The organism is Mycolicibacter sp. MU0102 (assembly GCF_963378105.1).
In the GTDB taxonomy this organism is placed as follows: Bacteria; Actinomycetota; Actinomycetes; order Mycobacteriales; family Mycobacteriaceae; genus Mycobacterium; species Mycobacterium holstebronense.
Genome location: NZ_OY726398.1, coordinates 2320363 through 2340745 on the forward strand (window position 1 = coordinate 2320363; position 20383 = coordinate 2340745).

25 protein-coding genes and 1 tRNA gene are annotated in these 20383 nt (G+C 64.4%); 15 read left to right on the plus strand and 11 right to left on the minus strand.

Annotated elements, in window-relative coordinates; genetic code table 11:
• Positions 1 to 37: 37 nt before the first annotated feature.
• The 7 genes from tatA to RCP37_RS10835 form a co-directional block, all read right to left on the minus strand.
• The gene (gene tatA, locus RCP37_RS10805; protein WP_046284045.1) at positions 38 to 268 is read right to left on the minus strand and encodes a Sec-independent protein translocase subunit TatA; all 231 of its coding nucleotides are present in this window, start codon (positions 266 to 268) and stop codon (positions 38 to 40) included.
• A 39-nt stretch (positions 269 to 307) separates the two neighbouring features.
• On the minus strand, positions 308 to 541 hold the full coding sequence (locus RCP37_RS10810) for a DUF2510 domain-containing protein (protein ID WP_308486826.1): 234 nt from the start codon (positions 539 to 541) through the stop codon (positions 308 to 310).
• Positions 538 to 1503 (minus strand): helix-turn-helix transcriptional regulator, encoded by a 966-nt coding sequence (locus RCP37_RS10815; RefSeq protein ID WP_308486827.1) that lies wholly within the window; start codon positions 1501 to 1503, stop codon positions 538 to 540. Before RCP37_RS10815 ends, RCP37_RS10810 begins: the two co-directional genes overlap by 4 nt.
• A complete protein-coding gene (locus tag RCP37_RS10820; RefSeq protein ID WP_308486828.1) occupies positions 1500 to 2495 on the minus strand; it encodes a helix-turn-helix transcriptional regulator in 996 nt (331 codons plus the stop codon). The genes RCP37_RS10815 and RCP37_RS10820 overlap by 4 nt, the downstream gene beginning before the upstream one ends.
• Before the next feature lie 37 nt (positions 2496 to 2532).
• The gene (locus tag RCP37_RS10825; RefSeq protein ID WP_308486829.1) at positions 2533 to 3024 is read right to left on the minus strand and encodes a hypothetical protein; all 492 of its coding nucleotides are present in this window, start codon (positions 3022 to 3024) and stop codon (positions 2533 to 2535) included.
• Positions 3025 to 3029: 5 nt separating this feature from the next.
• A complete protein-coding gene (pafA, locus tag RCP37_RS10830; protein ID WP_308486830.1) occupies positions 3030 to 4388 on the minus strand; it encodes a Pup--protein ligase in 1359 nt (452 codons plus the stop codon).
• Between the two features lie 61 nt (positions 4389 to 4449).
• Entirely contained in the window at positions 4450 to 5073 is a 624-nt protein-coding gene (locus RCP37_RS10835) for a two-component system response regulator PdtaR (protein ID WP_308486831.1), read from the minus strand.
• Between the two features lie 80 nt (positions 5074 to 5153).
• Between RCP37_RS10835 and RCP37_RS10840 the strand changes: the two genes are divergently transcribed.
• The 11 genes from RCP37_RS10840 (at position 5154) to RCP37_RS10885 (ending at position 14357) form a co-directional block, all read left to right on the plus strand.
• Positions 5154 to 5230 (plus strand) — tRNA-Leu (locus RCP37_RS10840).
• Positions 5231 to 5325: 95 nt separating this feature from the next.
• Positions 5326 to 6639, plus strand: a complete 1314-nt coding sequence (locus RCP37_RS10845) for a tyrosine-type recombinase/integrase (protein WP_373693147.1) — start codon at positions 5326 to 5328, stop codon at positions 6637 to 6639.
• A gap of 152 nt (positions 6640 to 6791) precedes the next feature.
• Positions 6792 to 6989 carry a helix-turn-helix transcriptional regulator gene (locus tag RCP37_RS10850; protein ID WP_308486833.1) on the plus strand — a complete coding sequence of 66 codons (198 nt, stop codon included), beginning with the start codon at positions 6792 to 6794 and terminating at the stop codon, positions 6987 to 6989.
• A 737-nt stretch (positions 6990 to 7726) separates the two neighbouring features.
• Positions 7727 to 7987: a FaeA/PapI family transcriptional regulator gene (locus tag RCP37_RS22185; RefSeq protein ID WP_373693148.1), complete on the plus strand. Its 261-nt coding sequence runs from the start codon at positions 7727 to 7729 to the stop codon at positions 7985 to 7987.
• Between the two features lie 112 nt (positions 7988 to 8099).
• Entirely contained in the window at positions 8100 to 8384 is a 285-nt protein-coding gene (locus RCP37_RS10855; RefSeq protein ID WP_308486834.1) for a hypothetical protein, read from the plus strand.
• Positions 8385 to 9427: 1043 nt separating this feature from the next.
• Positions 9428 to 10852 (plus strand): terminase large subunit domain-containing protein, encoded by a 1425-nt coding sequence (locus RCP37_RS10860; RefSeq protein WP_308486835.1) that lies wholly within the window; start codon positions 9428 to 9430, stop codon positions 10850 to 10852.
• A complete protein-coding gene (locus tag RCP37_RS10865; RefSeq protein WP_308486836.1) occupies positions 10849 to 12150 on the plus strand; it encodes a phage portal protein in 1302 nt (433 codons plus the stop codon). The genes RCP37_RS10860 and RCP37_RS10865 overlap by 4 nt, the downstream gene beginning before the upstream one ends.
• Positions 12143 to 12724 carry a hypothetical protein gene (locus RCP37_RS10870; RefSeq protein ID WP_308486837.1) on the plus strand — a complete coding sequence of 194 codons (582 nt, stop codon included), beginning with the start codon at positions 12143 to 12145 and terminating at the stop codon, positions 12722 to 12724. Before RCP37_RS10865 ends, RCP37_RS10870 begins: the two co-directional genes overlap by 8 nt.
• Positions 12721 to 13122, plus strand: a complete 402-nt coding sequence (locus RCP37_RS10875; RefSeq protein ID WP_308486838.1) for a hypothetical protein — start codon at positions 12721 to 12723, stop codon at positions 13120 to 13122. The genes RCP37_RS10870 and RCP37_RS10875 overlap by 4 nt, the downstream gene beginning before the upstream one ends.
• Positions 13123 to 13221: 99 nt before the next feature.
• Positions 13222 to 14052, plus strand: coding sequence for a phage major capsid protein (locus RCP37_RS10880; protein WP_308486839.1), 831 nt, complete (start codon positions 13222 to 13224; stop codon positions 14050 to 14052).
• A complete protein-coding gene (locus tag RCP37_RS10885) occupies positions 14052 to 14357 on the plus strand; it encodes a hypothetical protein (protein WP_308486840.1) in 306 nt (101 codons plus the stop codon). The genes RCP37_RS10880 and RCP37_RS10885 overlap by 1 nt, the downstream gene beginning before the upstream one ends.
• A gap of 148 nt (positions 14358 to 14505) precedes the next feature.
• Here RCP37_RS10885 and RCP37_RS10890 read toward each other — a convergent pair whose 3' ends face one another.
• The 4 genes from RCP37_RS10890 to RCP37_RS10905 all read right to left on the minus strand — a co-directional run bounded on the left by RCP37_RS10890 (position 14506) and on the right by RCP37_RS10905 (position 17571).
• A complete protein-coding gene (locus tag RCP37_RS10890) occupies positions 14506 to 15252 on the minus strand; it encodes a hypothetical protein (RefSeq protein ID WP_308486841.1) in 747 nt (248 codons plus the stop codon).
• Between the two features lie 94 nt (positions 15253 to 15346).
• Positions 15347 to 15670 carry a hypothetical protein gene (locus tag RCP37_RS10895; RefSeq protein ID WP_308486842.1) on the minus strand — a complete coding sequence of 108 codons (324 nt, stop codon included), beginning with the start codon at positions 15668 to 15670 and terminating at the stop codon, positions 15347 to 15349.
• 102 nt (positions 15671 to 15772) lie between these two features.
• A complete protein-coding gene (locus RCP37_RS10900; RefSeq protein ID WP_308486843.1) occupies positions 15773 to 15976 on the minus strand; it encodes an excalibur calcium-binding domain-containing protein in 204 nt (67 codons plus the stop codon).
• A gap of 389 nt (positions 15977 to 16365) precedes the next feature.
• On the minus strand, positions 16366 to 17571 hold the full coding sequence (locus RCP37_RS10905) for a tyrosine-type recombinase/integrase (protein ID WP_308486844.1): 1206 nt from the start codon (positions 17569 to 17571) through the stop codon (positions 16366 to 16368).
• Positions 17572 to 17767: 196 nt separating this feature from the next.
• Between RCP37_RS10905 and RCP37_RS10910 the strand changes: the two genes are divergently transcribed.
• The 4 genes from RCP37_RS10910 to RCP37_RS10925 all read left to right on the plus strand — a co-directional run bounded on the left by RCP37_RS10910 (position 17768) and on the right by RCP37_RS10925 (position 20174).
• On the plus strand, positions 17768 to 17971 hold the full coding sequence (locus RCP37_RS10910; protein ID WP_308486845.1) for a helix-turn-helix transcriptional regulator: 204 nt from the start codon (positions 17768 to 17770) through the stop codon (positions 17969 to 17971).
• A gap of 149 nt (positions 17972 to 18120) precedes the next feature.
• The gene (locus RCP37_RS10915; RefSeq protein WP_308486846.1) at positions 18121 to 18825 is read left to right on the plus strand and encodes a hypothetical protein; all 705 of its coding nucleotides are present in this window, start codon (positions 18121 to 18123) and stop codon (positions 18823 to 18825) included.
• Positions 18822 to 19886, plus strand: coding sequence for a tyrosine-type recombinase/integrase (locus tag RCP37_RS10920; RefSeq protein WP_308486847.1), 1065 nt, complete (start codon positions 18822 to 18824; stop codon positions 19884 to 19886). Before RCP37_RS10915 ends, RCP37_RS10920 begins: the two co-directional genes overlap by 4 nt.
• 72 nt (positions 19887 to 19958) lie before the next feature.
• Entirely contained in the window at positions 19959 to 20174 is a 216-nt protein-coding gene (locus RCP37_RS10925; RefSeq protein WP_308486848.1) for a helix-turn-helix transcriptional regulator, read from the plus strand.
• Positions 20175 to 20383 lie beyond the last annotated feature (209 nt).

Below are 20383 nucleotides of genomic sequence, written 5' to 3' on the forward strand. Positions count from 1 at the left end.
GTCGATGAAGCGCGGTCGCCGCGACGGCGGGACCGGGTTACGCCGACTGGCCACCGGCCGCCGGCGGATCGACCCGCTCGGACTGGACGGTGGTCGAGGTGGCAGTCGAATCCGGCTTGCTCTCGTTCTGCAGCTCGCGGACCTCGGACTTAAAGATGCGCAGCGACTTACCGAGCGAGCGTGCCGCATCGGGCAGTCGCTTGGCGCCGAACAGAATGATCACGGCGACGGCGAGGATCGCCAGGTGCGACGGTCCTAAAGCGTTCACTTTGGTTACCTCCAGACGTCGCCACGATGCTACCGCAGCTCAAGAACCCGACGGTGCATCCCGTGGCCGGGTGGCCCCCGTCCAGTTCTGACCATCGAAGTAGCGCAGCAGCTCTGGGTCAGCCGGATCGGGATACCAGTTCGGCGCCATGGGTGGTTGACCAGCGGACTTCGCCTTGGCCTTGACCAGGAAAACGATGCCTACCACCACTCCTGCCATCAGGGCCAGGAAGGCGATGTCGGCTATCAGGGCTCCGACGCTGTACAGCGTCAAGGGCGTACCTGCTCATACATCGCCAATGCGGCCACCGACGCCTCACGCACCCCGGCAACCACCGATTCCGGCGCCCTGACCTGCACGTCGTCGCCCATACCGAGCAACAGCCGGATCAGCCACTCCTCGGAGGCGTACGTCAGCTGGGCTTCACGCCAGCCGTCGGGCAGCTCGCCCAGGGCCTGCATCGGGTAGTACTCGAACATCCACGCCGCTGACGGCGCCACCCGCACGATGGCGACCGGCAGTGACGGGTCGGCGTCGAACAGTGAGGTGTCGGTTTCGGCTCGCCGCGCCGGCTCCGGCGGCGCCGACGGCTCGTCGAGCAGCCGGGCGCCGTCGATGCGGTCGAACCGGAACAACCGGACCCCCTCGGACTCGCGGCACCAGGCCTCCAGGTAACTGTGCGCGCCGATCAGCACCACCCGGATCGGATCCACGATCCGCTGCGACACGCTGTCTCGGGATGCCGCGTAGTAGTCGATCGCCAGCGCGCGGTGTTGCTGGACGCCGTCGCGGACGACGTCTTGTCGGACAGAGTCGGCAGCCGACTCGTCGTGCGTGGCGGAGGTGGGCGCCGCCGGTGCGGCGGCCCCGGCGGCCTCCTCGATCTTGGCGATCGCACTGCGGGCGGCCCGCGGGTCGACGATGCCGGGCATGTCGACCAGGGTGCGCAAGGCCATCAGCATGGCCGTGGCTTCCCGCGAGGTCAGCCGCAGCGGCCGATCAACGCCGGCGGATTCGAACACGTCGAGGCGGTCTTCGTAGAACGTCACGTCGATCAGTTCGCCGGGCCCGTAGCCGGGCAGGCCGCACATCACCAGCTGCTCCAGATCGGTCTGCAGCTGGCTGAGGCTCACGCCGAGTTCGGCGGCGGCCTGTTCCTTGCTGATCCCGGGGCGAGCCTTCAGGTACGGCACCATGTTCAGCAGCCGGACCAGGCGTTTCGACAGCTGGGTCATACCGGCACCTCCCCCACGCGAGCGCTCAGGCGCGCCACCACGTCGTCGCGCAGCGACGGCGGGTCCAACACGATGGCGTCGGCGCCGTAGCCGGCGATCTCCCGGGTCAACCGGTCATGGGTGCCCATGTCGACACCGATGATGTCGCCGTCGCGGCCGGCCAGGGCCTGACGGCTCAATATCGTGCCGGCCCGGCGCAGCGCCACGGCGCGGCCATCGGCGACCCAGATGCGTGCCTGTAGTCCACTGGGTGCATCGCCGACGGCGTCGGCGACGATCGCGCGCAGATCGGCGGTATCGGGTCGGGTGACGGCGTCGGCCGGCCCGATCGGCTGAACCTCCGGAGCGATCCTCGACATCCGGAAGGTGCGTACCGCGTTGCGGTCGCGATCGTGGCCCACCAGATACCAGCGTCCGGCATGGGTGACCACGCCCCACGGCTCGACGGTGCGGGTGACATAGGGCTCGACCGGTGACGGGCGGTGCCCGAACTGCACGGCCTGGCCCGCCTGGACGGCGTCCATCAGCGCGCCCAGCGCCGGCTCGGCCCGGTGAATTCCCGGCAGCGCGGTCGGTGGCGCCACCAGCACGTCGGTCTGATTCGGGTCCACTTCGACGCCGGCGGCATGCAGTTTGGCGACCGCGCCCTCGGCGTTGGCGCGCAGTTCCGGGGACTGCCACAGCTGCACCGCGACCGCGACGGCAGCGGCTTCTTCGCGGGTCAGGTCGATGGCCGGCAGGGCATAGGTGTCGGGATTGATCCGGTAGCCCTCTACCGTGTCGAACCCCGATACTTTGCCTGTCTCCAGCGGGATGCCCAGGTCACGCAGTTCGTTCTTGTCGCGCTCGAACATCCGCGAGAACGCGTCGTCGCTGGGGCTGTCGCCGTAGCCGACCACGGTGGTTCGGATCTTCTCGGCGGTCAGGTAGCTGCGGGTAGCAAGCAACGCGATGACGAGATTGAGGAGTCGCTCGACTTTCGCGGTCGCCATGAGAAGACAGGATAAGGCTCGCGGGTTGCGTGGTCATTCAGCTGTGGGTCGCAGGCGCGCATGTCATCCCCGGGAACTCCCAGGTGCTGCACTGGTAGTCCGAGAATTCGGGGTCTTCGGCGCGTGGCTCGCCGGGTAGATCGGTGCGTGCGGTCATCTTGGCGCCGTAGACGCCCGGGTACAGCGGCATCAGCCGCTCGTCGTTGGGGAACGCCACCGAGAAGCTGTCGCCGTTGTGCACCGCGCGGGTCTCGGAGTAGGTGAGGGTGTGCGACGGGCCGGCCAGCTCCAGCGGGGCGCCGGAGGCGGTCAGGTGCATCTGCAGGGTCAGCGGCGTGCCGGGCAGATCGGTCCGGCAATCGCTGACGTCGACGCGGCTGCCCATGTAGTCGGTCCGGTCGACCGAGTAGACGAACGGCTTGGCCACGCTGAACTGGCAGATGACGACGCTGTCGGCGTGTGCGGCCGGTGACCCGGCCAGCGCGGTAGCCAGCGGGATAAGCGCGGCCAGGCCGCTGAGCCGAGTCATGCGCGCTACATGCTGGCGATCAGGCGCTTGACCCGCTCGTCGACCGACCGGAACGGGTCCTTGCACAGCACGGTGCGCTGGGCCTGGTCGTTGAGCTTGAGGTGCACCCAGTCGACGGTGAAGTCGCGGCCGGCTGCCTGTGCGGCACTGATGAATTCACCGCGGAGCTTGGCGCGGGTGGTCTGCGGCGGGGTGTCGACGGCCTCGTCGACCTCCTCGTCGGTGGTGACGCGGGTGGCCAATCCCTTGCGCTGCAGCAGATCGAACACCCCGCGGCCACGCTTGATGTCGTGATAGGCCAGGTCCAACTGGGCGATCTTGGGATCCGACAATTCCATGTTGTAGCGATCCTGGTAGCGCTGGAACAGCTTTCGCTTGATCACCCAGTCGATCTCGGTGTCCACCTTGGCGAAGTCCTGGGTTTCGACGGCGTCGAGCTGGCGGCCCCACAAATCGATGACCTGCTCAAGCTGCGGGTTGCTGGCCCGGGTCTGAACGTACTCCACGGCCCGCCCGTAGTACTCGCGCTGGATGTCCAGGGCACCGGCTTGGCGTCCGCCGGCCAGGCGTACCGGGCGCCGGCCGGTGACGTCGTGGCTGACCTCGCGGATCGCCCGGATCGGGTTGTCCAGCGAGAAGTCCCGGAAAGGCACCCCGGCCTCGATCATCTCCAGCACCAGCGCCGCGCTGCCCACCTTGAGCAGGGTCGAGGTCTCGGACATGTTGGAGTCGCCGACGATGACGTGCAGGCGCCGGTACTTCTCGGCGTCGGCGTGCGGTTCGTCGCGGGTGTTGATGATCGGCCGCGACCGGGTGGTGGCGCTGGAGACGCCTTCCCAGATGTGCTCGGCACGCTGGGACAGGCAGAACGTGGCGGCCTTGGGGGTCTGCAGGATCTTGCCGGCGCCGCAGATCAGCTGGCGGGTCACCAGGAACGGCAGCAGCACGTCGGAGATCCGGGAGAACTCCCCGGCCCGCACGATCAGGTAGTTCTCGTGGCAGCCGTAGGAATTGCCGGCCGAGTCGGTGTTGTTCTTGAACAGGTAGATGTCGCCGCCGATGCCCTCATCGGCCAGCCGCTGCTCGGCGTCGATCAGCAGGTCTTCGAGTACGCGTTCACCCGCGCGGTCGTGGGTGACCAACTGAATCAGGTTGTCGCACTCGGCGGTGGCGTACTCGGGGTGACTGCCGACATCTAGATACAACCGAGCGCCGTTGCGCAGGAACACATTCGAGCTACGTCCCCAAGACACCACCCGGCGGAACAGATAGCGCGCCACCTCGTCGGGCGACAACCTCCGATGGCCGTGGAAGGTGCAGGTGACACCGAACTCAGTCTCAATGCCCATGATTCTGCGCTGCACGTCATCGAGCGTACTGGTTGAACCAGCGCGGCGGGGCTCAGTGCAGCTGGTGGCGTGGCGGTCAGGCCGGTGGGTTGACCGGGGCCTCGACGTTTTCCAGCACCACTTCGGCGACCTGGCGCATGGTGGTCCGCTTATCCATGGCCGCGCGCTGAATCCACTTGAAGGCCTCGGGTTCGGTGAAGCCGTGCACCGTCTGCAGCACGCCCTTGGCCCGCTCCACGAGCTTTCGGGTCTCCAGCTGCTCGGACAGGCTGCTGACCTCGCGCTCCAAGGCGGTGATCTCCTCGGCCCGGCTGAGCGCCAGCTCGATCGCCGGGACCAGGTCACCGGCGGTGAACGGCTTGACCAGGTAGGCCATCGCCCCGGCGTCGCGGGCGCGTTCGACCAGGTCGCGCTGGCTGAACGCGGTCAGGATGACGATCGGCGCGATCCGCTTTTCGGCGATCTCGGAGGCCGCATCGATTCCGTCGCGGCGCGGCATCTTCACATCCAGGATCACCAGGTCCGGTCGCAGCAGCTCGGCCAGCTCGACGGCTTCCTGTCCGTCGCCGGCCTCGCCCACCACCTCATAGCCCTCTTCGCGCAGCATCTCGGCGAGATCCAGGCGGATCAGCGCTTCATCCTCGGCGATCAGCACCCGTCGGGCTGGGCGTGGGCTGCTGTCGGACGTGGGCTCGGTCATCCCCCTATTCTGTCGTGGCTGCCGGCTGGGGCAACCCCGAGGGGCATCGTCTAAGGTAGGAAGCCGCGCGTCAGCGCAGGGCCCTCGTATCCCAACTGGCAGAGGAAACGGATTCAAAACCCGTGCAGTGTGAGTTCGAATCTCACCGAGGGCACCACGAATAAGCAGTTCGGAGCGGTTCAGCTCCCGACACGGTCGGCTCTGCAAGCCGGAACAGTCCGCACACAGTCCGCAGAGCGCTAGACTGTTGCTATGCAAAAGCGCAGCTCACGGGGTCGCGCTCGCGTTGAGGATCGGTGGCACCGGCCCCGCCGGAAGGGCGAAGAACCCCCCGCCGACGGCCCTGGCTGCTGGTGTCTGGACCCCAAGCATGGGCGGCCCGGCACGCTGGTGACCACCGCCCGCCACGGGCAGGGTCGGCGTTGGCTCACACGATGGGTGGATAGCGACGGACACGAGGCTTCCAAGTCTTTCGACCGCAAGGCAGACGCGGAACGCCACGCTGCGGGCGTAACCGCCGACCTAATGACTGGCACCTACGCCGACCCGAAACGCTCGGCGGTCACCTTCGCAGCCGTGGCCGAGGCATGGCTCGCTGCCAAGCGGGCCGCCAACCGCGCACCCAAGACCGTGGCAGGATATGACGGCCTACTCGATGTCGTGATCCTGCCCAAGTGGGGTGACGAGCCGTTGCGGGACATCAGCCACGAACGACTACAAACATGGTTTACATGGCTGGCGACCGATCCCGCCGCGCGTAAACACCCAAAACGGGACGCCGAGGGCAACGTAGTGCCGATGGGACTCTCCCCCGCCCGCGTGATCCAAACCCACAACGTGGTGCATCAGGTGCTCGGCTACGCCGTGCGGGCTAAGTATCTGGCGGTCAACCCGGCGGACGACATCGAGCTACCGGGCAAGCCAACCGGCAAAGAACTTGCGCTGACCCACGAACAAGTGCGGCGGCTTGCGGCCGAGATCGCCAGCGCGCCGGTTCGGCAACGCAGCGACACCCGCCCGTCGTTGACCCCGCTTGATGCAATGGTGCGGTTCCTGGCGTATTCGGGCCTGCGGTTCGGTGAGGCCGCCGCGTTGCGGGTTGGCGACGTTAACCTCGATGCGCGCCGCGTGAACGTGTTCAGGGGAATCACTGGCGTTCGCGGCCAGGGCCTTGTTGAGGGCGACACCAAGACCCACCAGCGCCGCCCGGTACCCATCTTGACGACAGAATGTCTTGATGAGCTGCGGCTGGCGGTGGCGGGCCGCGACCCCGACGAGTATGTGTTTCCCGGCCCCGACGGCGGCGCTATGACGGTCGGGTGGTTTCGGGTCCGGTTCGACAAGGCTGTCGAGAAGCTTGGGCTGACCGGTGCGACCCCCCACACCCTGCGGCACACGGCCGGGTCGTTGGCGCTGGCATCTGGCGCTTCGATTGTTACCGTCCAAAAGCTGCTGGGGCACCGGAACGCCACCACCACAATGAACGTCTACAGCCACATGCTGCCCGATGACTTTGACAACCTCGCCGCCGCGATGGACAGCGCCGCGAAAGCAGTCGGTCGCTAATTCTGTTGTACTAGTTCACAATTCAGTTATTTGCTGACGGGCACTAACGGCGATCCGCTGGTACAGTCGGATCGTGAGGGACTGAGCCGCCCCCGATCATGCTCAGCCCCGCCGGTTGATTCCGGTTCATTCCTAATCAATAGGGGCAATACGTGTCCGAAAGACTGACACTCCAAGAAGCATCCGAATACCTCAACATCCCGCCGAACACGCTGCGGTGGTGGCGCACCGTAGGCACCGGCCCTAAGTCATACAAGTTGGGTGGCCGCGTGTTCTACGACCGAACGGATCTCGACCAATGGGCGGGCGCTGGAAAGTTAGAAACCGCGCGGGGCGGAACTCAATTGTGAGCTATCAACACATTGCATAGATATCCTAGACGATGCGTTCCGCTCAGAGTGAAATCGGGCCATCAAGGGACAATGAGGGCGTACGGTGGCCGGTGGTAACGAACGGAAATTGGCTGAAAGGAACGTATATGACGGACAGTGGCGGTGTCGAAGTGCAGCTGCCCGGCGGTAATTCTATTGAATACCCGGGCGGCCGGTTCAATGTAACTGAGGGGGCTGTACTGAAGGTTTATGAAGCGACCGGACAGAAGACGTATTACAGTCCTTCTGGGTGGTTGTCGGTGACTAAAACCTAACCCTAGCGGCTAATAGTCGAAATCAACGAGGTGGGGGCAGAGAAGGATTCTGCTCCCATCTTTTTGCTTTTCGCGCCCACCGTAGGCGCTGCTCCTGACCTGATTGCCCTCCAGGGCAGTCTTGCCCCCATATGGGCTAGGGCGGGCACTTGGGTTACCACACTTGCGAACGTTCCGGCTCTAGCTTGGACGTTCCAGTAATCACCAATCGGATAGGCGCCCCGAGAGTCTCTGGCGTGTACATCGGGCCATCTCGGGGTATGCGAAATTTTCCCCGTCTAACGGATGTCTCATCCCCGAGGGTTAGTCGTGGGCCTATTCGGTTGTCCTAACTAAATAAAACCTAACACGCAATTCCTCACATTCTGCCGTTGCAGAAAAACTGCGTGCTAATATAAATACAGCGGAACGAATAGCTTTAAGTGAAGTGGTTGGAAACCAATGGAAACTTGCCGAGGCTGCGGTCGAACTAGCACCCTGGCCGGTAACGTGCTCAGATTCCTGCAGCAGACGCCGGGGGTGGTCCGCGCCAACCAGGTAGCGGAACACTTCAACATTCCGACATACCAGGCAAGCGTCATTCTGTGCCGACTCGCTGACAGGGCAATGATCACCAGGGTTCGCCGCGGGGCCTACTCCGCCGATCCCGAACTTCAGCGCCGTGCATTGCTAGACCAACTTGAGAAGCTCACCCCGGCATGACCGAACCGCATCCCTTGGCACAACTGGCACAACTGGCCGAGCCGTGCCCCTGTCGTCGCTGCCAAGACGAAGCCGACGAAGCCGCCCGAATCGCGTGGCGGGAGGAAGTGAATTGAACGCCATCCTGTTGCAGCCCGACCCCGACACGGTGGCCGTGTCCCTGCATCCCCGGCATGAGTCCGCCGACGTGGTGTCTATTCGGTTCTCCGACGCCGAGCACGGCGGGTATCTGATTGCGGTGAGTACCGAGCTAGCCGAGCACCTGGCAACCCTGCTGGCGACTGCCACCAAGTCACCCCGGATCGGCGCACACGCCGACCAGCTGAAAGCAGCGCAGCGGGAGGGCCGCCAAATTCGCCCGTCGCGGGCCGCACCAGATCGCAGCCATGACCTTTGACGCGTGGCGCTACTGGGCCATCACTGAGGACGGCCAACTGGCCGCCCCACACGCGGGCGACCCACTACCAAAGCAACGGGTACCTGCCAGCCCAATGCAACTTGCATCCCCGACCCCGGCCATCGGCTGCCGCTGCGGTGTCCACTTCCACCAACGCCGCGGTCTACCGGCCGCTATCGACAAGTTCGACCTACTCACCGGTGAGTTTGCATTCACGGACGGCGAGGCCACGCCACCGATATTCGGCGATGCTTGGCCGTTGGTTCGCAATGGCTTTCAATGGACGACGTATACACGCGCCTATCGGGCCAGCTGCTACCGAGTGCAGACCATATACGCGGATGCCCAGCTCGCTTACGACTTGCCGGTGCGCCCACTGTCTGAGTTGCCCCGGTGACTGCCGACCTGGCGCGGCCCTGCATCCGGTGCGGCGAGCCGTCAACCACCACCCGATGCGCCGACTGCTACCAGCCACGAGACCGGACCAACTGGAATGAGGCCAGCGCAGCAGATCGAGGGTATGACAATGCATGGCAGCGACTCTCGGCACGGGCGCGCCGGTTACAGCCGTTCTGCACCGACTGCGGCAGCACTGACCACCTAGAGACCGACCACACCCCGACTGCATGGCGGCGCCACGCATTAGGGCTCCCAATTCGCATGTCCGATGTCGCGGTGGTTTGCAAGCGGTGCAACAACCTACGAGGCCCAGCACGCGGACCACGTTGCACAAGGGTTTGCTAGCACTACCCCGACAGTTTGCTGGAATCACACCCCGACGGCCCAGGTGGAGCCGATCGCGCCTTCGCCGGGACCTCGTCAACAGCCCGTTCGTCAGACGTCCGAAACGCGTTGTTGGACAACATAACTCAGCCTGAATGTCAGGGGGATACCCCCCGAGGGTATCGAAACATACGGAGCGAGCGAAGGAACCCGGCCGAATTAATTACGACAGTCTATCCTTTATGTATAGATGAGCTAGTTAGCTGGAATAGTTGCCATTGGTCAGTATGGCCGCCAAGCGCGGACCTAAACCGCCGAGAGTGCTTGACCCGCTGGACTTTTCGTCAAGCGGTCCACTTAGCGTGCAGTTCCGCGAATTTGCTTGTCGTTACTTGTGTTTCGGCGGCGGCGAAGCGATGGAACCCCGCGACTGGCAGGTGGACATCGTATCGCAAGTGTTCGACCCGCAGCCCCGCCCCCGGTTAGCGGCGGTCGCTATGCCGCGCGGCAACGGGAAGTCATCCCTTGCAGCAGCGCTAGCGGTCTGGGTGCTGATGACAGGCAGGGGCGCATCAGTTGACGTGGTGGCCGTAGACGAGCGGCAGGCGGGCCTGGTGTTCGGCATGGCGGCCAAATTCATCGCCCGCAACCCCGACCTGGAATGCCGCGTAACCGCCTACAAGGACCGCCTGGTTGTTCCTGGCACCGAGTCAGAGATGTCCTGCTTGCCAGGGACTCCGGCGGCTCTTGAGGGCCGGAACCCCACGTTGTGCATCGTTGACGAGGGCGGGCGGGTCGCCACCGAGGCTTACGAGGTTGTGGCGCTGGCCAGCGGCAAGCAAAAAGAGTCAACGGTTTTGGTGATCGGCACGCCAGGCCCCCGGCCAGACAACGTGCTGGCGGGGTTCCGGGACCACGCCCGGACCCATCCCGACGACACCTCACAGGTGTACGTAGAGATCGGCGCCGCCGGTTTCGAGGACCACCCGACTGACTGTCAGCACTGTTGGGAGCTGGCCAGCCCCGCGCTAGATGACTTTCTGTTTCGGGACGCGCTGGCCGCCCTACAGCCGCCGAAGATGACAGAGAGTCACTTCCGGCGGGTCCGGTTGGTGCAGTGGGTTACCGATAACGAGAACCCGTTTGTGACTGCCGATGTCTGGGATGTGCTGGGCACTGGCGAGGACGTGCCGGACGGTGCCGAGGTAGTCATCGGCTTGGACGGCAGCCATTCCCGCGACTGCACCGCCCTCGTGGTGGCGACTGTCTCGGCCACCCCGCACGTCGCTACCTACCGGCTATTTCGGCCCGAGGACAGCCCCGACCACCGGATTGACGTTCTAGCTGTTGAACAGGCCATTAGGGACGCCTACCAGAGATGGAACGTCACCGAGGTGGCCGCCGACCCCCACCGCTGGACCCGCACCTTGCAAGTGCTTGCAGCCGAGGGCATCCCCATCATGGAGATCCCCCAGTCGGGGCGGCGGCTGACCGCCATGACCACCGCCTTGCATTCCGCCATCGTGAACCGCCGCATGACCCACAGCAGCGACGCAGACCTACGCGAGCACGTTCTAGCGGCGTCGGTCGTGGATACCGCAGACGGCGGCCTCAAGTTGGGCAAGGTCAGCCGATCCAAGGATGCCCCGCGCATTGATCTGGCCGCCGCCCTGGTGATGGCCTACTCGCGCGCCACCTGGCTAGCGGGCAAGCAAAAGAAACGATTCCGAGTGATTACCCGATGAATGAACTGTTGCACGATCTGCTGGCCGAACTCGACGCGCCGCAACACCACTACGACACCCTGAGGCTGTATGCCGAGGGCAGGCAACCACTGGCGTTCCTATCCGCCGAGTCGCGCAAAGCGTTAGACAACCGGTTGTGTCGGATGTCGGTGAACATTCCGGCGTTGACGGTATCGAGCCTTACTGAGCGGTTGAGAATTACCGGGTTCAGTGACCCGGTTGCATGGCACGCCTTTGTCGCCAATGACCTAGATCAACTGGCCGCGCAGGTCCACGCCGATGCACTCACCTACCGACAGGGCTTCGTGCTGGTCTGGGCCAAGGACGGGCGACCCACCGCAACAGTTGAGTCCCCGTTTGAGTGCGCGGTGATCCGTGATCCTGCTGACCGTTCGGTGTTGGCCGGGGTGAAACGGTACTCAACCAAACGTTCCACCGAGGCATATGTGTACCTGCCGGATCGGGTGGAGCACTGGACCGCACCCACACCCAACGCGGTGGTTGGCGGGTTCCGTCTAGTGGAGACGATTCCTCACACCCTTGGGGTGGTTCCGCTGGTGCCGTTCGATAACGGCCGTAGCGAGATTGAAGACTTACGAGACCTCACCGACGCGTTGGTGAAGGTAACGCTGGACATGGTTATTGCATCCCATGCCGCCGGGTTTGGGCGGCGGTGGGTTACCGGCGTCGAACTCACCGAGAAACCACGGCTTGACGCTGGCGGCAACCGGGTGGTCCTGGACGGCGAACCGGTCGTGGACACGACCACACCGTTTGACGAGGGTTCGAGGTCATGGGCGATTGCCGAGAATCCCGAAACCAAGTTCGGCAGCTTCGCCGAGGCGGCCCTATCGGGATTCGAGACGGCCGTGCGGGTATTGGTCTCCCAGATTCAAGCCGTCTCGGCGCTGCCGTCTCACTATCTCGGGGTATTGACTGCACAGCCATCGTCGGCGGACGCGCTGCGGGCCAGTGAGGCATCTCTGACCGCACGCGCCGAGTCCAAACAACTGCTGTTCGGGCGGTCGTGGGAGCAGGTGGCCCGCCTATTGGTGGCGGTCTCAACTGCCACCGACCCGGCCGCGCTGCGGGTGCAGTGGGCCGACGCGGCTACCCGTTCTACGGCGCAGGAGGCCGACGCGGTGGTGAAGCTGGTGCAGGCCGGAATCCTGCCCGTCTCTTACGCCCTAGCCAAGCTGGGCTATTCCGACGATGAGGTTGTGGCGATCCGCTCGGCCCGACGCGCAGACACCCTAGACGGCATCGGCTTGGACATCGGAGACGACGCCGTTGCTTAAACCCGCCGACAAATACCAGGCCGAACTTGAGAAGCTGGCCGACTCCACGGCGCAGGCCGCGAGGCGTGCCGCCAACCGCCGCAACGTCAGCAAAGCTGCCAGGGCCACCAACGTGGCTGCCATCGTCCAACGCGGCAATGCCCAAGCGTTGGCGCTGGCCGAAGCCTTCACCCAACGCCAGCTAGAAAATGTGACGGGTCGGGCCGTCCCCGCTAAAGGGTTGCTGCCTGCCGACGACTCTGACCGGCTACTCAAAGCCGCGAAAACCATCCTCGAAGAACCCGACCCCCTGGCCCGCATTGAACGGTTGGGCGCGTCTGAGGTTCTCTACACCGCGCAGGGTGGTGTTGAGGAATCTCTGACGGGCCGCAATCGGAGCCGGGGCGGGTATCTCGGTTGGATCCGAAAAATGGAGTCCGACCCATGTAAGCGGTGCGTGTGGTGGTCGCGCAATGGGCGGGTGTTCCCGCCGGATCACCACATGCCACGGCACCATTCGTGCCGCTGTGTGCAGGAGATTGTGCTTGTCCCAGTGAAACCACTCCCTGTTCGTAAAAGGAAGAAATCGAAGTGACAGAAGCCGGCCCAGATTCAACACAGTCCGACGAACCCGACGACGGCGAGGTAATTACGCCCGAGCCGGAATCGGGTGCAGCAGAAGCCGATACAGAGACATTCTCCCGTGAGTACGTAGAAGGGTTACGCCGGGAGAACGCCAAGTATCGGAGCCAAGCCAAAGGCAGCGAAGAACTACGCCACCAACTGCATGACGCCCTGGTGCAGTTGGACGGGCGGCTGGCCGACCCCACCGACCTGGCTTACGCCGATGAACACCTGGACGACATCACGGCGGCCATCACTGACCTGATCGAACGCAAGCCGCATTTGGCGCGCAAGCCATCCGGTGATGTGGGGCAGGGTGTGCGGACGGATATTACTGCTCCGAAAGACTTTTCAGGGCTATTCCGATGATATAATTAGTGTAGCTACGCAACGTTCTGGTGACGTTAGCTGCTCCGCCCCGGTGGCGTTGAGAGTCCCTAACACTTTTCACCGCAAGGCATTTCACTAATGGCAGTTCTAAATAGCAATCTGGCCGGTGCATGGACACCTGAGGCTTACGGCCAACTGATTGATCAGGTTATCGCAGCTAAAAGCATTGCGTTTCAGGCGGGCACGCTAGTGTCCACCACTAACGAGTCGATTAGGTTCCCAATGCTGACGGCCGACCCGGCTGTTGGCTGGTATGCGGAAAACACTCAAATCTCGCTGACCGATCCGTCCACGGATGAGTTGGTTGTGACGCCAAAGGCCGTTAAGGGCCTGACGCAAATCTCCACCGAGGCAGCCGAGGACAGCAATCCCGCTGTTGCCGATCAGGTTGGGCAGGCCCTGGCCCGGTCCATCGCCAAAAAGATTGACGCGGCGTTCTTCGGCAACACCGTGACCAACGGCCCCAAGGGCCTGCTTTCGCTGACCGGTCTGAACGTGGTGGACACCGGAACCGTGACCCTGGACAGCCTGGACCCGTTCCATGAGGCCAAGGCGGCGGCGCTGGCAGACGGTGCGACGCTGACACACTTCCTGCTAGCCCCTGATGTGGCCCTGGCCCTGGCTAAGGCAAAGCAGACCGACACCAGCAACGTGGGCCTGTTCGATTCCGTCAGCGACGGAACCACTTTGGCGGGCGTCACGGTACTGGTGTCCACTGACGTGGCAGCCGGGAACATCTGGGGCGTAGACGCCAGCCAGGTTCTGGTGGTCCAGCGCACCGGTACCACGGTCACCCGCTCGTTTGATGCGGCGTTCGATTACGACGCCGTGCAGGTGCGTGCAACTGCCCGTGTGTCGTTCGGGTTCGTCAACCCCGCCGGTGTGGTTCGTCTCTACGACGCCGCCTAATGCCCACGGGCGACGATCTAGCCGCCTACACCGGCACCCCGGTATCGGCTGCGCAGGCAACTGCCGTGATCGGCGTGGTTAAGGCCATGGTGTCAGCGCACACCCGTGGCGTTGGTTTCACCGATGGGGAACCGAACGATGAGTTGTCGTCGGTGATCTTGTCGGCGTCGGCACGGCTGCTGATGAACACGGCGGGTCTGCAGCAGGAGGCTATGGGTGCGTTACAGGTCCGCTACGGCGACGCGTTCGGTTTCACCCTGCCCGAGCTGATGGTCTTGAACCGCCATCGAAGGCGGGCGACCTAGAACCACGGGGGCTGGTCGGTTCCACTTACCCTGACATACTCACGTCCCCGGACCGTTAGGGAAACAGGCTGATGGGCTTTCCCTGACCGGCAGTGCCCCGTCCCGCAAGGGCCGGGGCACTGTCCTTTTGCTACTAGCGCACGAACATCTATTCGATTTCGAATGGATCGCTGGCGACATAGTAGCTATCAAAATCTCCCGACATTCCCATGCGGCTATGCCAATCTCGGGTGAATGCGATGACCGTATCGCACGCCCACCGAGCGCTTTTAGCCGATAGCGGCTTATGGGGAAACCATGGCTGCATATGTGCCGGGTAAGCAAGATCTGAAGTAATCTTCGACTTTAAGATCTTATCCAAGTCAATGTCTTTACCGTGCTCGCGCCACCTTGGCTTGAAGTGGACAAGCGCATTTCGAAATTCAACCAGTACCTTCACGGACTCAAGCAGATCCGCATGCTCGGGAATTCTATCCCGCCCACTTAGGGTGAGTGCTGTCTGAAATTTCTTTACTATGCCGTACCTACGTTCGGCGTTCTTATCGCCTTTCCAAAGCCTGCGCATCTCGGCAAGTGCGCTATCAGGAATATTGGCGGTTAGGTGGTTCCGCTCCCCATCTGCAGCGTCCTGCCAGACTGAGCCAATGAACGCGTCTAGGAATGCAACGGCGGCAAGTACCGTGTTGGTTGCGTGTGAAAGTCGGCAACGGTCGAGTTCGGTGGAGACACCAATCCGGTCCTCGCGCAGGCGGCACAGCTCTGATTCCCTCCGAGCCGTCCACAAGTGCTGCGAGGCTAGATAGTCTCGTATCCGCACCGCAGGGACTCCACCGGTGACCACCAGCATTGCTGCCTGTGGCTGGATCGTTACGTCACCACCTCCCTGTTCCGTCATGCCAACCCACCTATCACGCGGATACTGCTTGACCGGAAACGTCATGGGCTCCCACAGTGCGGCCTTGGCGCACAATTTCGGAAGGTCCGGGTTGCTACCAGCCCCCGGGTGTCCCGCTGGGCCAGGATCCGGGCCGGTACTTCACGGCATAGCGCCCCCCTTGCAGGACCGAGATTTCAACCTCAACGCAGCGCCCGCTGTAGTCCGCCAAGAAAAAGGGGGTGTCGGTCTCGTAGTACCAGGACTCAGGCCCTCCCGTGATGGCGTCTCCCGCCACCTTGGCGTACTCGTCATTACTGGTCTTAGCCGTGAAATAGTTCCGTCCGCCCCCTACGTTGTCTCGTTGCGGGGCGATCTTGCCGAACCCCGGCACATGGACCCAACCGGTTCCCTCCTCCACCTGCCATGCGTCGTCCACCGGTTGATCCTCCTTTTTGTCGAGCTGTCACCGCTGGCTACTCCGGACCACTGAACGAGGGGCGGATGCGGTGATAGGGGCGGCGACCAGGGCGATCCCCAGTCAGCATTCGCAGCCGAGCCCGTCGTTGTCGCGGTCCAGCTTCGACTGGTACTTGTCAGACGTAGCAGGAATGTCGCAGTCCCCGTTTTGCCGAGCTTCGGTGCAGTTTCGGTACGGAACGACCTCGGCGGTGGCCACCGGCGTCATGGGCGTTGACAGGATGCCCGCTGCGGCAGCGAGGATGAGCAACGTTGCGCGAATCATTCCGAAGACCTCCATAGCGTTACCCGTGCGTCTTGCCTAGCGGATCATAGAATCGGGTCAGGCAGGACCGGATCGGAACGGCTGGATTCAGCGAGGCCGCCTGGCGTCCAGTCCGCAGGCAGTCCGCACGATCCTCACCGAGCGCCGTCGACCGCCATCGCTTCTCGGCAGTCAATCGGCTTGCGCGCGTGGCACATTGCCACCAATTTTCGGCGATCCCCGCTAACCCCCGCCAAACACCATTTGCCCAGTTCAGCGCATATTTCACCATTTCAAAACCCGTGCAGTGTGAGTTCGAATCTCACCGAGGGCACCCATTAACTTGACACTGGACATGCAGGTCAAGAGCTTATTTCACCGGACGTCAAAGTCTCCGCGACCGCCCGTGACTACAAATTGACTACATCCGTTGGAAACGTGACCCCGGCCAGACGTTGATCGTGGGCATCGGCGACGGCCTCGGCGTCCCTGTCGAACAGGTCCGCGTAGGTGTCCAGCGTCATTGCTGCGGACTTGTGCCCGAGCATCTTTTGCACCGCCTTGACGTTCGCGCCGGCTGACACCGCCAGCGAGGCTGCGGTGTGCCGGAGGTCGTGCGGCGTGATCCGCGGGAACACCGGCGTGATGGGATCGCGGTCCGGGTGCGCCTTGAGTTCGGCGGCTCGCGCCTTGTCGGCGGCGGCGATGCACCGGGTCACTGCCCCTTCGAACCATGTCCTCGCCCCTGGCGACTTCGCGTAGCCGCCCCCGGCCGCCGGGAACACAATCCCGTCGCGGCCCTTACCTCGGCAGGCACTCGCCAACGGCTCGGCGAGGAAACGAGGGAATGGGATCGACCGGCGTTCGTGCGTCTTGGGTGTGCCAACCTCGATCACACCACCGACGTTCACCGCGTTGCGCCGGACGTGCAATCGCCGGCGCAGAGTGTCGACGTCGGCGACGTGCAGCCCGGCAAGTTCGCCCCACCGCAGGCCGCAATAGGCCAGCACCAAAACGATGACGCCCTTATCCGGGCCCGACTCGACCGCCAGCGCCATGACCTGATCATCGGTCAGGTACTCATGCTCGCCCTTCACCTTGCGCGGCAGCTTCACCCCGCGGGCCGGATTGGTCAGCAGGCGGCGATCCCGCACCGCGTCGTCGACGATGCCCGCCAGGACGTTGAACGCACGGATCACGGTCACAGGCCCCGCCGCCCGCTTGATCACCTTGCCGTCAGCGTCGGTGATGTCGCGGCCCATCGCGGCGACCCACGCCTGTATGCCGCTGTGTCGCAGATCGGCCAGCTTGACGCCGCCCCACTTGGGCTCGACGTGCACCCGCCACGCGACCTCCTCGACGCGGCGGCTCGACGGCTTGAGATGAGTCCGGCGGGCCAGCCAGTCGGGACCGAGGTCGCCGACGGTCACCTTGGCAGCGGCGGGGTCGACGTACTCACCCCGCATTTTGCTGACGTGGGTCGTCGCGGCGAAGTCCTCAGCGTCGCGCTTGGTTTTGAAGCCCCGTGCACCGGTCAGTTGGTTGTCGGGCGTGCGGTACTGAACCCGCCACCGCACCGCACCCGATTTGGTCGTGTACTTGGTCGTGCTGGCCACGTCACGCGATCCCTTCGCCGTTCCACAATGCCGTACAGCGTAGGCAAATAGGTTCACCCACAGCACAATTCATTCCAGATTACGTAAGATCAATCCTTTACAAAAGACTACATCTGTGGTTACTGTTTCGCTCTAGGTAGGGATTGCACCCGCCGCCGAGTTCTCTAACGCCGGCGAGCGAAAGGTGCCAACCCGCATGACATCTCCCACCACCCTTGATCCGCTGATGACGCCGCAACAGGTGGCCGACTATCGCGGTACCACCGTTGCCGTGCTCGGCCAGGAACGACACAAGGGCATCGGCCCGAAGTTCATCCGCGACGGCCGACGCATTCGATACCGCGCCAGCGACATCAAGTCGTGGCTCGACGAGAACACCGAGACGCCGCGCACCCGCTAAGCCGGGACCGGGCGCGGTCGCTCCCCCGCGGCGGTTCCCCCGACGCCGGCTATCGCGCCCGGTCCCTTTGGCGCATCCCCTCTGAACTCCGCCCCGCCGACCCCAACGCCACAACTAACGCCAGTCCATCAGGAGAGAAGGAGCTACCAATGAATGCACCCGTGACCCCGCTGCCGGTAAAGCGCCGCCGCTGGACCTGGCCCGACTGGCCCGCCGGCCTCTACGAGGATGCCGCCGGCCACCACTACGACGGCGAGTACCTGGACCGTGCAACGCTCGACCAGTGCATCACCGCCTTGGCGCGGTACTACGTCGCCCCGGCGATGTTGTTCGACCTCGCCACCGAGGGCACGCTGAACCTGGCCCGGCCCGACATGGCCGGCGTGGTCGCTGCGGCGTGGTCCTGCACCAGGATTCCCGAGCGGGCACTGCCTCGCGTCGATTGGGTGGACCTGTTCCGCGCCAACGGCTACAGCCTCAACGGCAGACACGCCGAGTTGCCCGTGAGGGCGCCACGGTTGTTCCGTGGTTGCGTTCCGCAGTGGCTGCACCTTGGCGGCAACCGCCGCGTGGTTGAGGTCGACCCCAGCGGCCTACCTGCCGACCCGTACGCCGAGATTGTCGAGTCCATCGACACCCGTATCGGTATGGCGTGGACGACCCGCTTGGCCACCGCCCGCCGGTTCGCCGATCACCGCCAGCACGCTTACGCCATCACGGACGGGCAGGTATTCGCTACCTCCGTAGCGCCCCGGTATCTGCTGGCGGTCGTCGGTGATGCGGTGATCGTTGACCCTGCGGGCCTTCGCGTCGATGAACTTGAGTCGATCGAACTCAAGGCTGTGGCCCGGTGACCACCAGCACCGCCACGAATCGGGCGCGCATGGTCCGCCAGCGGTCCCGGCGGCTCGGCCTCCGAATGGTGCAGCGCGGCACGGCGATCACGCTCTACGGCGCCGAGGGCGAGATCACAGCCAAGGGCGATCTCGCGACCATCGAGGCCTACCTTGCCGCCCACGCGCAGCACCGCGCGTCGGGACCGGCGCCAGCGCGCACACCCGTGGCGTGGCAGGAGGCGATCACGGCTTACTGCACCCACCTTGCCGCCGCCGGCCAGTCGATCCGTACGGTGGCGGCTCGGCGTAAAGCCTTGGCGCGGTTGGGTCGCGAGCTGGGGTGTGCGCCCGCCGACGTGACCGCCGAGACGCTCGTGGGGTGGTTCGGCCGGCAGACCTGGAAACCGGAGACCAGGCGGTTCTACCGCGCCGCCGCACACGGTTTTCTCGCATGGGGTCACCAGACCGGCCGTGTTGCGGTCGACCTCGGCGACGCGGTGCCCGCCGTGCGGATACCGCCGTCGGTGCCGAAGCCGGTACCCGACGGCGCCTGGCGGACTGCACTGGCCGCAGTTGGGCCGCGTGAACGGCTCATGCTGCGCCTGGCGGCCGAGGTCGGTCTGCGCCGCCTCGAGGTCGCCCAAGTGCGCGTGAGCGACCTGGAAGACACCCATATCGGGCCAGCGCTGCGCGTGCTCGGCAAGGGCGGACGGACGCGGGTCGTGCCGATCAGCGACGACCTGGCCACCGCGATCCGTCGCGGCGCGGGGGGCCACACTCCAGAGCTCGCCGCGTTCGGAGCCGGTGACGGTTACCTGTTCCCTGGCCAGGAGGACGGGCACCTGAGTGCCCAGCACGTCGGCAAGCTGGTCACCGCGGCGTTGCCGGCAGGCTTGTCGATGCACAAGCTGCGGCACCGCTTCGCCACGCGGGCGTTCCGGCACGGTGGTCGAAATCTGTTGGCGGTGCAACGTCTGCTCGGGCACTCCAGCGTGGCCACGACGCAGCGTTACACCGCGGTGGACGACGACGAGCTACGCGCCGCCGCGTTGGCCGCGATCGACGCGACGGGTCAGTGATTGCACCCTGCTTTGCAACCATCAGCACCCCGGCGCAACCAATTACGTCAACTGGAGGAGGCGACCGCACCGATGACCACCGCCACTGTTCCCCGTCTGCTCACCGAGGCCCAAGTGTCCGAGATGACCGGCCTACCCGTCGCATCGCTGAAAACCGAGCGCTGCCGGGGCCTTGGGCTGCCCTACGTGAAATTCGGCCGGCGGGTCCGATACCGGGCCGATGACGTAGCCGCCTACATCGCCGCCAACACCATCACGCCAACCCCTACTGCCGCCGCCGCTGAATAGTCCGCAGAAACAGCAGCACCGCCCCGAATCTGAGTTGGCCTCTGGGGTTCGGGGCGGTGCTTAGCCATCCAGGAGGATGAACGTGTCTCAGAGTACCGTGCAGGCGAGCACCCGTGCAGAATCACCAGCGGCTAATCGTCGCAACGGTCATGAGCCCGAACCGAATCCGTTCGATACACCAGCGGCTAACGCAGCACAGCGTGCCCGGT

What these genes read in the sequence shown, in the direction of transcription:
- RCP37_RS10815 (WP_308486827.1), bottom strand. Translation starts at nt 1,503, where the DNA reads ATGACCCAGCTGTCGAAACGCCTGGTCCGGCTGCTGAACATGGTGCCG.
- RCP37_RS10820 (WP_308486828.1), bottom strand. Translation starts at nt 2,495, where the DNA reads ATGGCGACCGCGAAAGTCGAGCGACTCCTCAATCTCGTCATCGCGTTG.
- RCP37_RS10825 (WP_308486829.1), bottom strand. Translation starts at nt 3,024, where the DNA reads ATGACTCGGCTCAGCGGCCTGGCCGCGCTTATCCCGCTGGCTACCGCG.
- RCP37_RS10835 (WP_308486831.1), bottom strand. Translation starts at nt 5,073, where the DNA reads ATGACCGAGCCCACGTCCGACAGCAGCCCACGCCCAGCCCGACGGGTG.
- RCP37_RS10845 (WP_373693147.1), top strand. Translation starts at nt 5,326, where the DNA reads ATGCAAAAGCGCAGCTCACGGGGTCGCGCTCGCGTTGAGGATCGGTGG.
- RCP37_RS22185 (WP_373693148.1), top strand. Translation starts at nt 7,727, where the DNA reads ATGGAAACTTGCCGAGGCTGCGGTCGAACTAGCACCCTGGCCGGTAAC.
- RCP37_RS10865 (WP_308486836.1), top strand. Translation starts at nt 10,849, where the DNA reads ATGAATGAACTGTTGCACGATCTGCTGGCCGAACTCGACGCGCCGCAA.
- RCP37_RS10880 (WP_308486839.1), top strand. Translation starts at nt 13,222, where the DNA reads ATGGCAGTTCTAAATAGCAATCTGGCCGGTGCATGGACACCTGAGGCT.
- RCP37_RS10885 (WP_308486840.1), top strand. Translation starts at nt 14,052, where the DNA reads ATGCCCACGGGCGACGATCTAGCCGCCTACACCGGCACCCCGGTATCG.
- RCP37_RS10890 (WP_308486841.1), bottom strand. Translation starts at nt 15,252, where the DNA reads ATGACGGAACAGGGAGGTGGTGACGTAACGATCCAGCCACAGGCAGCA.
- RCP37_RS10900 (WP_308486843.1), bottom strand. Translation starts at nt 15,976, where the DNA reads ATGATTCGCGCAACGTTGCTCATCCTCGCTGCCGCAGCGGGCATCCTG.
- RCP37_RS10910 (WP_308486845.1), top strand. Translation starts at nt 17,768, where the DNA reads ATGACATCTCCCACCACCCTTGATCCGCTGATGACGCCGCAACAGGTG.
- RCP37_RS10915 (WP_308486846.1), top strand. Translation starts at nt 18,121, where the DNA reads ATGAATGCACCCGTGACCCCGCTGCCGGTAAAGCGCCGCCGCTGGACC.
- RCP37_RS10925 (WP_308486848.1), top strand. Translation starts at nt 19,959, where the DNA reads ATGACCACCGCCACTGTTCCCCGTCTGCTCACCGAGGCCCAAGTGTCC.